The sequence below is a fragment of the Streptomyces sp. NPDC005899 genome, from assembly GCF_040629645.1.
Lineage (GTDB): Bacteria > Actinomycetota > Actinomycetes > Streptomycetales > Streptomycetaceae > Streptomyces.
This window is the reverse complement of the sequence record NZ_JBEXWB010000195.1, coordinates 1-11,794: the sequence shown is the minus strand read 5'-3', so window position 1 is coordinate 11,794 and position 11,794 is coordinate 1. Positions and strand designations below refer to the sequence as shown.

Annotated in this window: 12 protein-coding genes; 3 read left to right on the top strand and 9 right to left on the bottom strand. The window is 72.5% G+C overall.

The features are described 5' to 3' along the window. Both ABZ371_RS20870 and ABZ371_RS20865 read left to right on the top strand, forming a co-directional pair. On the top strand, positions 1–2,287 hold a 2,287-nt coding region (locus tag ABZ371_RS20870; RefSeq protein WP_358681734.1), incomplete at its 5' end, for a ribonucleoside-diphosphate reductase subunit alpha. Continuing rightward, a complete protein-coding gene (locus tag ABZ371_RS20865) occupies positions 2,287–3,315 on the top strand; it encodes a ribonucleotide-diphosphate reductase subunit beta (RefSeq protein WP_358681731.1) in 1,029 nt (342 codons plus the stop codon). The genes ABZ371_RS20870 and ABZ371_RS20865, both read left to right, overlap by 1 nt. Here the strand turns inward: ABZ371_RS20865 and ABZ371_RS20860 are convergent. Beyond that, positions 3,312–3,524 (bottom strand): hypothetical protein, encoded by a 213-nt coding sequence (locus ABZ371_RS20860; protein WP_358681728.1) that lies wholly within the window; start codon positions 3,522–3,524, stop codon positions 3,312–3,314. The genes ABZ371_RS20865 and ABZ371_RS20860 overlap by 4 nt on opposite strands. Positions 3,525–3,605: 81 nt before the next feature. Here ABZ371_RS20860 and ABZ371_RS20855 point away from each other — a divergent pair, with 81 nt between their 5' ends. Beyond that, the gene (locus ABZ371_RS20855) at positions 3,606–4,580 is read left to right on the top strand and encodes a helix-turn-helix domain-containing protein (protein ID WP_358681725.1); all 975 of its coding nucleotides are present in this window, start codon (positions 3,606–3,608) and stop codon (positions 4,578–4,580) included. Positions 4,581–4,651: 71 nt separating this feature from the next. On the opposite strand, the gene ABZ371_RS20850 is transcribed toward ABZ371_RS20855, so the two are convergent. The 8 genes from ABZ371_RS20850 to ABZ371_RS20815 form a co-directional block, all read right to left on the bottom strand. Then, positions 4,652–5,389: a D-Ala-D-Ala carboxypeptidase family metallohydrolase gene (locus ABZ371_RS20850; RefSeq protein WP_358681722.1), complete on the bottom strand. Its 738-nt coding sequence runs from the start codon at positions 5,387–5,389 to the stop codon at positions 4,652–4,654. Positions 5,390–5,613: 224 nt separating this feature from the next. After that, the gene (def, locus tag ABZ371_RS20845; protein ID WP_358681719.1) at positions 5,614–6,252 is read right to left on the bottom strand and encodes a peptide deformylase; all 639 of its coding nucleotides are present in this window, start codon (positions 6,250–6,252) and stop codon (positions 5,614–5,616) included. Positions 6,253–6,333: 81 nt separating this feature from the next. Then, positions 6,334–7,326 carry a hypothetical protein gene (locus ABZ371_RS20840; RefSeq protein WP_358681716.1) on the bottom strand — a complete coding sequence of 331 codons (993 nt, stop codon included), beginning with the start codon at positions 7,324–7,326 and terminating at the stop codon, positions 6,334–6,336. 91 nt (positions 7,327–7,417) lie between these two features. Further along, positions 7,418–8,632, bottom strand: coding sequence for a metal-dependent phosphohydrolase (locus ABZ371_RS20835; RefSeq protein WP_358681713.1), 1,215 nt, complete (start codon positions 8,630–8,632; stop codon positions 7,418–7,420). Between the two features lie 32 nt (positions 8,633–8,664). Next, positions 8,665–10,068 carry an HD-GYP domain-containing protein gene (locus ABZ371_RS20830; protein ID WP_358681711.1) on the bottom strand — a complete coding sequence of 468 codons (1,404 nt, stop codon included), beginning with the start codon at positions 10,066–10,068 and terminating at the stop codon, positions 8,665–8,667. Positions 10,069–10,237: 169 nt separating this feature from the next. Next, positions 10,238–10,555 carry a mycothiol system anti-sigma-R factor gene (gene rsrA, locus ABZ371_RS20825; protein ID WP_358681709.1) on the bottom strand — a complete coding sequence of 106 codons (318 nt, stop codon included), beginning with the start codon at positions 10,553–10,555 and terminating at the stop codon, positions 10,238–10,240. Continuing rightward, a complete protein-coding gene (locus ABZ371_RS20820; protein WP_358681707.1) occupies positions 10,552–11,208 on the bottom strand; it encodes a sigma-70 family RNA polymerase sigma factor in 657 nt (218 codons plus the stop codon). The genes rsrA and ABZ371_RS20820 overlap by 4 nt, the downstream gene beginning before the upstream one ends. 298 nt (positions 11,209–11,506) lie before the next feature. Further along, a partial coding sequence (locus ABZ371_RS20815; protein WP_358681704.1) for an alpha/beta family hydrolase occupies positions 11,507–11,794 on the bottom strand: 288 nt, incomplete at its 5' end.

Below are 11,794 nucleotides of genomic sequence, written 5' to 3'. Positions count from 1 at the left end.
CCCGGACACCGCCGCCGGCCGGGTCGCCGCCGCGGCGCTGCGCGGCCGCAGCGCGGCGGCGGACGAGGCCGAGCTGTGCGCGCTGGCGACCGAGGCGGCGGCGGGGCTGATCTCCGAGGACCCGGCGTACTCCCGGCTCGCCGCCCGCCTCCTCACCCGCTCCATCCAGGAGGAGGCCGCGGGGCAGGGCGCGGACTCCTTCTCCGCCTCCGTCGCCGTGGGACACCGCGAGGGGCTGATCGCGGACCGCACCGCCGCGTTCGTGGCGCTGCACGCGGCCCGGCTCGACGCCCTGGCCGACCGGTCGCTCGCGGACGGTGCCGACGACCGTTTCGGCTACTTCGGGCTGCGGACGCTGTACAGCCGCTACCTGCTGCGCCACCCGCTCACCCGGCAGGTCATCGAGACCCCTCAGCACTTCATGCTGCGCGTCGCCTCCGGTCTCGCCGAGGACGAGTCGGTGCGGGCCCTGGACGAAGTGGCCGCGCTGTACGGGCTGATGAGCCGGCTGGACTACCTGCCCTCCTCCCCCACGCTCTTCAACTCCGGCACCCGGCACCCGCAGATGTCCTCCTGCTACCTGCTCGACTCGCCGAAGGACGAGCTGGACTCGATCTACGACCGCTACCACCAGGTGGCCCGGCTGTCCAAGCACGCGGGCGGCATCGGCCTCTCCTACTCCCGCATCCGTGCCCGCGGCTCCCTCATCCGCGGCACCAACGGGCACTCCAACGGCATCGTGCCGTTCCTCAAGACGCTGGACGCCTCGGTCGCGGCCGTGAACCAGGGCGGTCGCCGCAAGGGCGCCGCCGCCGTCTACCTGGAGACCTGGCACGCGGACATCGAGGAGTTCCTGGAGCTGCGCGACAACACGGGCGAGGACCAGCGGCGTACGCACAACCTCAACCTGGCGCACTGGATCCCGGACGAGTTCATGCGGCGTGTGGACGCGGACACCGAGTGGTCGCTGTTCTCCCCGGCCGACGTGCCGGAGCTGGTGGACCTGTGGGGCGAGGAGTTCGACGCCGCCTACCGCGCGGCCGAGGCCGCGGGCCTGGCCCGCAGGACGCTGCCGGCGCGGGAGCTCTACGGCCGGATGATGCGGACGCTCGCGCAGACGGGCCAGGGCTGGATGACGTTCAAGGACGCCGCCAACCGCACCGCGAACCAGACGGCGGAGCCGGGCCGGGTGGTGCACTCCTCCAACCTGTGCACCGAGATCCTGGAGGTCACCGACGACGGCGAGACGGCCGTCTGCAACCTGGGCTCGGTCAACCTCGGCGCGTTCGTCGACGGGGGGACGATGGACTGGGAGCGGCTGGACGCCACCGTCCGCACCGCCGTGACGTTCCTCGACCGGGTCGTGGACATCAACTTCTACCCCACCGAGCAGGCCGGCCGGTCCAACGCCCGCTGGCGCCCGGTGGGCCTGGGCGCGATGGGTCTGCAGGACGTCTTCTTCCAGCTGCGGCTGCCGTTCGACTCCCCCGAGGCCCGCGCGCTGTCCACCCGGATCTCCGAACGGATCATGCTCGCCGCCTACGAGGCGTCCTGCGACCTCGCCGAGCGGTCGGGCCCCCTCCCCGCCTGGTCGCAGACCCGCGCCGCCCGCGGTGTGCTGCACCCGGACCACTACGGCACCGAGCTGAACTGGCCGGAGCGCTGGGACGCCCTGCGGGCCCGCGTCGCGAGGACCGGGATGCGCAACTCGCTGCTGCTGGCGATCGCCCCGACCGCGACGATCGCCTCGATCGCCGGTGTGTACGAGTGCATCGAGCCGCAGGTCTCCAACCTCTTCAAGCGTGAGACGCTCAGCGGCGAGTTCCTCCAGGTCAACGGCTACCTCGTGGCCGAGCTGAAGAAGCTAGGCGTGTGGGACGCCCGGACCCGTGAGGCGCTGCGCGAGGCGAGCGGCTCCGTCCAGGGCTTCGGCTGGATCCCCGAGGACGTGCGCGCCCTGTACCGCACGGCGTGGGAGATCCCGCAGCGCGGCCTCATCGACATGGCGGCGGCCCGCACGCCGTTCCTGGACCAGAGCCAGTCGCTGAACCTGTTCCTGGAGACGCCGACGATCGGCAAGCTCTCCTCGATGTACGCGTACGCGTGGAAGCGAGGGCTGAAGACGACGTACTACCTGAGGTCGCGCCCGGCCACCCGGATCGCCCGGGCGGCGTCCGGGGCGGCCACCGCCGCGGCCCCGGTCCCCGCGCAGCAGGCGTCCGCCCCCGACGCGGACGCGATCGCCTGCTCCCTCGAAAACCCCGAGTCCTGCGAGGCCTGTCAGTGATGAGCTCCACCGAACCGTCCACCGCGAACAAGAACCTGCTCGACCCGGGCTTCGAACTCACCCTGCGCCCCATGCGCTACCCGGACTTCTACGAGCGCTACCGGGACGCGATCAAGAACACCTGGCACGTGGAGGAGGTCGACCTCCACTCCGACGTCGCCGATCTCGCCAGGCTCTCGCCGGGCGAGCAGCACATGATCGGACGGCTCGTCGCCTTCTTCGCGACGGGCGACTCCATCGTCTCGAACAACCTCGTGCTGACGCTCTACAAGCACATCAACTCCCCGGAGGCGCGCCTGTACCTGTCGCGCCAGCTGTTCGAGGAGGCCGTGCACGTCCAGTTCTACCTGACCCTGCTCGACACCTATCTGCCCGACCCGGACGACCGCGCCGCGGCCTTCGACGCGGTGGAGGAGATCCCGTCGATCCGCGAGAAGGCGCGGTTCTGCTTCCGGTGGATGGACTCCGTCGAGAAGATCGACCGGCTCGACACCCGGGCCGACCGGCGCCGCTTCCTGCTCAACCTCATCTGTTTCGCGGCGTGCATCGAGGGGCTGTTCTTCTACGGCGCCTTCGCCTACGTCTACTGGTTCCGTTCGCGCGGCCTGCTGCACGGTCTCGCCACGGGCACCAACTGGGTGTTCCGTGACGAGACGATGCACATGAACTTCGCCTTCGAGGTGGTCGACACCGTGCGCAAGGAGGAGCCCGAGCTCTTCGACGACGCCCTTGGGCAGCAGGTGACCGACATGCTGCGGGAGGCCGTCGAGGCGGAGCTGCAGTTCGGCCGTGACCTGTGCGGCGAGGGGCTGCCCGGGATGAACACCGAGTCGATGCGCCAGTACCTCGAGTGCGTCGCCGACCAGCGGCTCACCCGACTCGGCTTCCCCCCGCTCTACGGCTCCGAGAACCCCTTCGCGTTCATGGAGCTGCAGGGCGTCCAGGAGCTGACGAACTTCTTCGAGCGCAGGCCGTCCGCCTACCAGGTCGCCGTGGAGGGGTCGGTCGGCTTCGACGACGACTTCTAGGTCCTCGCCCAGGACCCGGCGTACGGGCGCCGCGTGGCCGTGACGGGCCGCGCGGCGGCCGCCGTTCCCGGCGGCTCCACCGCGCGCGCCCGTTCCGCCTCACGCAACTGGCGGTCGATCCGGCGCTCCCGTGCGGCCCCGACGAGCGCGGGCAGCAGGACGAGGGCGAAAAGTGCGGCTATGGACAGGAAGCTCAGGAATGTGTTCATGGCTCTACTCTCGCGGCTCCGGCCACATTCGGGCAGTGGCAGGACTGTCATACAGCATCGAATTACTGCCACACTGCGGTCATGCTGAAGAACGTCGCCGTCCTGCTGCTCGACGAGGTCCATCCCTTCGAACTAGGCGTGCTCTGCGAGGTGTTCGGACTCGACCGGTCCGAGGAAGGGCTCCCCGTCCACGACTTCGCGGTGGTCTCCGCGGAGGGCCCGCAGCTGCGGACGCACGCGGGTTTCACCATCACCACCTCCCACGGTCCCGAACGCCTGGAGGAGGCCGACCTCATCGCCGTGCCGGCGGGGAGCCACTTCGCGGACCGCGAATACTCCGAGGAGGTCCTGGAACCGCTGCGCCGGGCCGTGGCGCGTGGCGCCCGGGTGATGAGCGTCTGCTCCGGGGCCTACGTCCTCGGCGCGGCCGGACTGCTCGACGGCCGGCGCTGCACCACCCACTGGCGGCACGCGGACACCCTGGCCCGGCGCTTCCCGGCGGCGGAGGTGGTGCCGGACGTGCTCTACGTGGACGAGGGGCAGGTCATCACCTCGGCGGGCACGGCGGCGGGGATCGACGCCGCCCTGCACCTGGTGCGCGGGGAGTACGGCCCGGCCGTCGCCAACGCGGTCGCCCGGCGGATGGTGGTCCCTCCGCACCGGGACGGCGGCCAGGCGCAGTACATCGCCCGCCCGCTGCCCCGGAACCGGTGCGACACGGTCGGGGGGACGCTCGCCTGGATGGAGCGCCATCTCGACCGCGAGATGACCGTGGAGCAGCTGGCGGCGCAGGCCCACATGTCGCCGCGCACCTTCGCCCGCCGCTTCCAGCAGGAGACGGGCACCACCCCCTACCGCTGGCTGCTGCGCCAGCGGGTGCTGCTGGCGCAGCACCTGCTGGAGACGTCGGACGACACCGTGGACGTGATCGCCGGGCGCACCGGCTTCGGGACGGCGGCGGCCCTGCGCCACCAGTTCGTGCGGTCGCTCGGCACGACCCCGAACCGCTACCGCCGCACGTTCCGCGGCCCGGCGGGGATGCCCGAGGTGGCGTGAGCGGTGGGCAGGGCGCCCCGGCCGCCCGGTGACCCCGTCCGGGTCCGCGGGCGGGGCGCACCCGGTTCACGTCAGATGCCGCAGCCGGAGGCCGACCAGTAGTGGCTGGGGCCCTGGTTCACGTGGATGTGGTCGCTGTGGCCGGGGTAGCCCGGGCCCAGGATGCCGTTGAAGCCGTGGTTGCGGGCCTGCTTGGCGATGGTGCACAGGGAGTGGGGACCGGCGCCGAGATCGACGGCGTCGCCGTACATGTGGCGGCTGTCGGCCGCCCCGCCGACGGCGGAGTTGCAGGAGACCGACCGGAAGCCGCTGGTGACGCGGAGCGGCTGGTCACCGAGGGCGTGCCGCAGTGCCTCCAGTTTCCACATGGAACTCAGCGCGTTCGCCTTGGCGGTGCCGGCGGCGACCTTGCCGCTCGCCCAGGTGCTGTTGCACGTGTTGAGTTCGGGATAGGTGAAGTGGGCCGGCGTGCAGTCGTCGTCCTGGAGCGCGTAGAGCTTGGCCTGGGTGGCCGGGCCCGCGACGCCGTCGGCGGCGAGGCCGTAGGCCGCCTGGAAGCGCTTCACCGCGGCCGTGGTGGCCGGCCCGTACGATCCGTCGACCGCCAGTACCGAGTTGTACCCCGGGTAGCCGGCGACCCGGATCTGGAGCTGGGTGACATCTTTGCCCGTGGCTCCGGACGACAGGGTGCGGGTCCAGGTGTAGCAGCCGTCGGCCTGGGCGGTGCCCGCGGTGACCAGGGCTCCACCGACAGCGAAAGCCATGGTCATGACAAGACCGAGCAGTAGGTGTGCGGAACGTCTGAGCATGGGGGTCTCCCTACCGAGGTGAGGTGTGGGAGTGAGCCTGTCGGACCGGTCGACGCGCGTCAACCACGCGCGGGGAAACGCCGGTCGGCGCTCAGGGTGCGGCGGCGGGCCGACGCGGTGGCGGCCCCGGCGGCGTGCCGGGGCCCGTGCACGAGAGGGGGCGCCGGCGCCGCCCGCCCGTGGCCCACGGCCCACCGCGGGTGGCAGTGCGCAGCCGGCAGACCTCAGTCGTTCGGGACGACCGGGTAGCGCGGCGTGCCTTCCTCCATCTGCCGCAGCGCGTCCTTGCGGTCCCGCTTCGAGAGCCGGTCGATGTACAGGTAGCCGTACAGGTGGTCCGTCTCGTGCTGGAGGCAGCGCGCGAAGTAGCCGTTGCCCCGGACCTTCACCGCGTTGCCCCGGGCGTCCTGTCCGCGCACCACCGCGACGTCGGGGCGGGCCAGCGCCGCGTAGGCCGTCGGGACGGAGAGGCAGCCCTCGTTGGAGTCGTCGAGGTTGCGCAGCTCGGGCGCCAGCTCCTCGAGCACAGGATTGCAGATGGCGCCCACGTGGCGCACCCCGTCGTCGTCCATGCAGTCGTACACGAAGACCTTCAGGTCCACGCCGATCTGGTTGGCGGCCAGGCCCACGCCCTCGGCGGTCCGCTGGCTCGCGAACATGTCGTCGATCAGCTGCGCGAGCTCGTCGCCGAACTCCGTGACGTCCTTGCACTCCTTGTGCAGGACCGGGTTGCCGACCACCGTGATCGGGCGGGAGGTGCCGCGCTCGCGGTGCGCCGCCTCACGCGCCTCGCAGTCCTCGGTGTCCACGAGGAAACCCTCGTCGTCCACGCCGACCTGCTCGTCCGTCTCCTGCTGCGACATGTCCGCCGTACGCCTTCCTGCAAACCTGAAACCCGTGAGGACCGCACCGCAATCGGTGCCCGTACAGCCTACGGGCACCGCTCAGCAGACTTCTTCCAGATCCCGCCACTCACGGCTGTCCGGGCTGTCGGCGACCCAGCCGTCCAGCAGCCCTCGCACCAGCGCGGCGGGGGCCGCTATCCCGCATTCGCGCTCCGGAACCCACAGGTCACCGGCGGTGCGGTGGCCCAGAGGGCCGGGGTGGCCCGGCTCGCTGTGGTCGTGCGGGTCCAGGTGCTCGCCGTCGCCCTCGTCACTTTCCATCCGGCTCTCCGAGCAGGCACGGCACAGCAGCCGCACGGACGAGGACCAGTCCTCCGCGGCGAAGCCCGCGTCCGACGCCAGCCGCTCGAGCGCGTCCCGGTCGGTCTCGGTGGCGGCCTCCAGCAGCACCACCCACGTGGGCACGGGAGAGGGCGCCCAGAGCTCGATCTCGTCGAAGACCGGGTAGGACGGCCCCGCGGCGGTGACCCGCTCGCCGTTCGGGACGCCGTCGTGCAGGACGACCTCGCCCCAGCGGCGCCCGGACGAGGGCAGCGGGATCGAGAGCACCTCCAGGCGTGCCGGATCGAGCCGGCGCCCCCAGACCACCTCGGCCTCGCCCTCCGGCGACAGCCGCACGGCGGCGCTGCCCAGCTCCATCCCCGTCGGCTCGCTGTTGGAGGCGGCGTTGTACTGACCGCTGCCCGGCACCTTCAGCCCGTACGCCTGCCAGGCCCGCCGGGCCAGCGGCCAGTCCTGAAGGGCGGTGGCCGCGATCCCGACGTTCCACCAGTCCGGCGCTCCGGACTCACGGTCGAGCAGGGCGACGGCCCGCAGCCCCGCGGCCCTGGCCTGCTCCCAGTCGTGCCGGAACTTGTGCAGGAGCGCCAGGTTGAACCAGGACTCGGAGAGCCAGGGTTCCAGATCCGCCGCGCGCGTCAGCAGCGCCCCCGCGTCCTCGTACCGGCCGTCGCCGATCAGCGTGAACGCGCGGTCGGTGGCCTGCCGCCATGAGGCCGACGGCCGATGCCGTACCTTCCCGAAGATCCTCACGATTCCCGCCTGTCCCGACTGGACACCCTCTGTTTTCCGCTCTCTTCGCATCCAACCATGCCGGGCCGGACGCCCGCTCATTACCCATGGGTTACCCGGCCCTGAGCGGGGTCGGACCGCCGCGCGCGAGGACTCCGGCCAGTGCCTCCACCACCTGCGGGTGGTAGTCGCGGCCGGTGCCGAGCCGGAGCTGCTCGAGCGCGTGCAGGGCTCTTCCGGCACCTTCCCCGCACAGGTCGTCGTACGCGTTGACCACCCGGATGATTCTGGCGGCGGGCGGCTGCTCCCGGTACGGGTCGGCCTGCTGCTCCACGACCACGGCCACCTCGGCGGCCACCCCGGTCCGCCGGACCACGGCACCGCCGAGCAGGGCGATCCTGCGCTGCTCGGCGACCGGGAGGACCGCGGTGGCTCCACGGGGCACCGGGTCGACGAGGGAGAGCTGGCCGATGTCGTGCATCAGCGCCGCGTACTCCAGGACGGTCAGGCCGGGACCCGACAGCCCCAGCTCCTTCCCCACCGCGACGGCGAGGCCCGCGACCCTGCGGGCGTGCCCGTGGGGGGTGTGACCGGCGATCTCGGTGGACCGGGCCAGCGAGGCGATGGTCTGCCGGTAGGTGGTCCGGACTTCCGCGTACCGGCGGAAGGACACCTGGGTGAGCAGCAGCGGCACGCACAGGACGGGCAGCGCCCACAGCCCCGCGACCGCGACCCCGAGTGCCATCACGGCGCCCGTCGCGCAGACCGCCGACCCGATGCCGCAGAGCGCCCGGAGCTCGTCGCGGAGCAGCGGCCCGAAGGGGCGGCGGGGGGCCGGCGCCGTCAGTGCCCCGAGAACCGCGTCGCACAGCGCGGTGAGGACGAGGAGCACGAGCAGGAAGAGGGCGAAGTAGGGGCCCTCGCCGAACCAGCGCGCCGACAGCCCGGAGTTGTACGGCGGCTGGAAGCAGGCCGCGGCGAAGGCGACGGCCAGGACCCGCCGTGCCGGCCTGTCCGCACCGGGGCCGCTGCCCCGCGCCAGGTGGGGCACGGACGCGAGCAGCTGGGCGGCGACGACGACGGTGACCACCTGGAGCACGCCGTGCGTGGTGGACTCACCGCCGCTCCGGCCGAGCAGGGCGTACGCGAGCGCACCGGCCGCTCCGAGGGGCGCCGGCTCGCGGTCCTCGGGCGGTGAGCCCCACCGGGCGAGTTCCCCCACCGTGACGAGCGCCCCGAAGGCGAGGGCGTGGCCCGGCTCGTCGACGCCGTTCCACAGGGTGTGCGCCAGCGCGACGACGGCCAGGGCCAGGGCGGCCCCGCGCACCACAAAAGCGGCCGCGGGCGGGCGGGCCCGTGTCACCGGGCCCGCCCGGGCCGGTCCGGCGACGCCCCGGTGGCGGACGGTTCGGTGCCCGCTGTCTGCCGGGGGAGCCCCGCCGGTTCCTCGTCCGAGGTGACCGTGTTGGCGGCGGCGGACCAGCCGTGGCGGTCCAGGGCTCGGACCAGGGCCCGCACCATCCGCGGGTCGAACTGGCTGCCCGCGCAGCGCTCCAGCTCCCGCACGGCCGTGGGCACGGGCCGCGCGCGCCGGTAGGAACGGGTCGAGGTCATCGCGTCGAAGGCGTCGGCGACGGCGACGACCCTGGCGAACTCGGGGATCTCCTCACCCGCGAGGCCGTAGGGGTAGCCGCTGCCGTCGAGGCGTTCGTGGTGGTGCAGGATCGCGGCCCGCGCCTCGTCGAGGAAACCGATGCCGCGGACGATCTCGTGCCCGTACTCCGGGTGCAGTTCGATGGCCCGGCGCTCGTCCGGCGTGAGCGGCCCGTCCTTGCGGAGGATGCGGGTCGGGACACCGAGCTTGCCGACGTCGTGCAGGATGCCCGCGAAGCGCAGCGCCTCCGTGCGTTCCGCCTCCATACCGAGTTCACGGGCGATCAGCTCCGACGCCCGGCCGACGCGCTCGCTGTGCCCGCGGGTGTAACCGTCCTTGATGTCGACGGCCTGGACCAGCGCCCTGATGGTGGCGCGGTGTGCGGTGTGCTGCCGGTGGTACTGGGCGAACATCCAGCTGGAGATGTACATGGGCAGCAGGACGACCAGGGCGGACAGCGGACCGTACGAGCTGCGCCACAGCACCGCCATCATCAGCCCCGCGAGCGCGTGCACCACGTGCGGCCCGATGGAGCGCACCGGCAGCCCCCTCCACGCGTGGCGGGGGGCCACCCGCTCCGCCGTGACCAGGATCCCTCCGTCGAGGGCGGCCGGCAGCAGGGCCAGGACGAGCGCGGTCGCGCATGCCGGGAGGAGGGCGAACGGCAGATCGGGGACCGAGGCCCCGTCCGGGCCCTCGCCCGTGCCGCCGAGCGCGGCCGGACCGCCGAGTGCGGCGTGGACCCAGGAGGCCGCCCCCGTGACGAGCGCGAGCTGCGCGGCCCGCCAGACCCGGCGGGCCGCCACGGGCGGCCGGTCGACCGCTGCGGCGAGCGCGCCCGGGACGGGCACGAGGACGGCCGCGGCGGGCGGCAGGAGAAAGGCGGCGGCGAGGAGGAGCGGGAAGAACGCCCCCGCGCCCGCCGGTGCGGCGCCGTCCGGCGCGGAGGTGCGGGCCGCGAGCTCACTGACCAGGCAGAGGGCCGCGAGGAGCACGACGGTGCCCCACGGAGTGGCCGCGCCGGGCGGTAGGGCGGGCAGCGCGCAGAACGCCGCACCGGCCGCGGCGCACAGGATGTACACGCGCGCCGCCCACGGTGTGCTTCTCACCCGTACCGCCCGCTCCCCGCCTGGTCGATGGAGGCGCCAGGCTAGCGAGTGGGGGACGGCAGAGGGCCCCTACGCGGGGGATTAGCACATTCGGGTGACACGGCCGGAATGCCGGCGGTCGACCCGGAGGGGTGCCGTGGTCACTCGGCGACGCGGAGGGGTGCCGTGGTCACTCGGCGGGGGCCGGGCGGTCGGCGCCGCCCACGGCCACGTCCTGCTCCGGCACGGCTTGCCCCGAACGGATCAGATCGATCCGGCCCATCACCTTGGACCGCAGGTCGGTCGGCACGTCGTCGTGCCCGCAGCAGCGCTTCACCAGCTTCTTCACGGCCTGTTCGAGGCCGTACTTCTCCAGGCACGGGGAGCATTCCTCGAAATGCACCTCGAACTTGCTGCATTCGCCCTCGGGCATCTCGCGGTCGAGGAACTCGTAGAGATGGTCGAGAACCTCTGAGCAATCCGTCTCGTGCGGCTCTCCGCAGCTCATGAGGCCGAGCCTTTCGTGTCGTCCGACTCACCGGCTCCGGCCGGGACGAGCCCGCGCTCGCGCGCGTAGTCCTCCAGCATGCCGCGCAGCTGGCGGCGGCCCCGGTGCAGCCGGGACATCACCGTACCGATGGGTGTCCCCATGATGTCCGCGATCTCCTTGTACGCAAAGCCCTCGACGTCGGCGAGATACACGGCGATGCGGAACTCCTCCGGGATCGACTGCAGCGCGGACTTCACATCGGAGTCCGGCAGGTGGTCGAGTGCCTGCGACTCCGCCGACCGCAGCCCGGTCGACATGTGCGACTCGGCGCGCGCGAGCTGCCAGTCCTCGATCTCCTCGGCGGCGCTCCGCTGGGGTTCGCGCTGCTTCTTGCGGTACGAGTTGATGAACGTGTTCGTGAGGATGCGGTACATCCACGCCTTGAGGTTCGTGCCCTCACGGAACTGGTGGAAGGATCCGTACGCCTTGGCGTAGGTCTCCTGCACCAGGTCCTCGGCATCGGCCGGGTTGCGCGTCATGCGCAGCGCCGCCGAGTACATCTGGTCGAGAAATCCCAGGGCGTCGCGCTCGAAACGCGCGTTGCGCTCGGCGGTCGTCTCCCGCGCTCGGCCGTCGTCGGTCCCTGTGTCGGTCCCAGTGACCGGACCCACCTCCTCCAACGATGTCGCGGAGCCGAAACCGGACCCGCTCGCATCGGAGAATAGTCGACCTTGCTTGCGCGCGGGCTGTCGATCCGGTCCGCCCAGGGCGCGCTCCCGTGTGCTCCTGTCCGCGTGCAGGACCGTCCACTCGAGGTCAGCGGCGTTCGAGCGGCGCGGGCAGATGGTCGAACCCATGCGACGGACTCCCTCTCCACGTACAGCGTTGTCGTTCGGTCGTCCCGAACAACAGCGGTCCCGTACGCCGCATTCCCGGGTATCGCGCGGCCCGCCGGGCGGGCGGACGCGGCTAGCCGAGGTCCGCGAGCCAGCCGGCCACCGACGAGGTGAGGAGGTCCATCGCCGCGCGCTCGGTCAGGGGCGCCTTCTTCGGGACGGCGAACCCGTGGTCCCCGTACGGCACCTCGACGATCCGGTGCGGGCCGGCGGGGAACTCCTCGGGCCGTCCGAACGGGTCACGTCCGCCCTGCACCACGAGGGTGGGCACCCCGGCGCCCAGCAGTTCGGCGGCGCGCGACCTCTCCGGCCTGCCCGGCGGGTGCAGCGGGAAGCTCAGCGCCAGCACCGCGCGGGCCCC

Excerpts from the sequence above, each read along its gene's own strand:
- ABZ371_RS20855 (WP_358681725.1), top strand. The coding sequence starts at position 3,606 with ATGCTGAAGAACGTCGCCGTCCTGCTGCTCGACGAGGTCCATCCCTTC.
- rsrA (WP_358681709.1), bottom strand. The coding sequence starts at position 10,555 with ATGAGCTGCGGAGAGCCGCACGAGACGGATTGCTCAGAGGTTCTCGAC.
- ABZ371_RS20865 (WP_358681731.1), top strand. The coding sequence starts at position 2,287 with ATGAGCTCCACCGAACCGTCCACCGCGAACAAGAACCTGCTCGACCCG.
- def (WP_358681719.1), bottom strand. The coding sequence starts at position 6,252 with ATGTCGCAGCAGGAGACGGACGAGCAGGTCGGCGTGGACGACGAGGGT.
- ABZ371_RS20850 (WP_358681722.1), bottom strand. The coding sequence starts at position 5,389 with ATGCTCAGACGTTCCGCACACCTACTGCTCGGTCTTGTCATGACCATG.
- ABZ371_RS20860 (WP_358681728.1), bottom strand. The coding sequence starts at position 3,524 with ATGAACACATTCCTGAGCTTCCTGTCCATAGCCGCACTTTTCGCCCTC.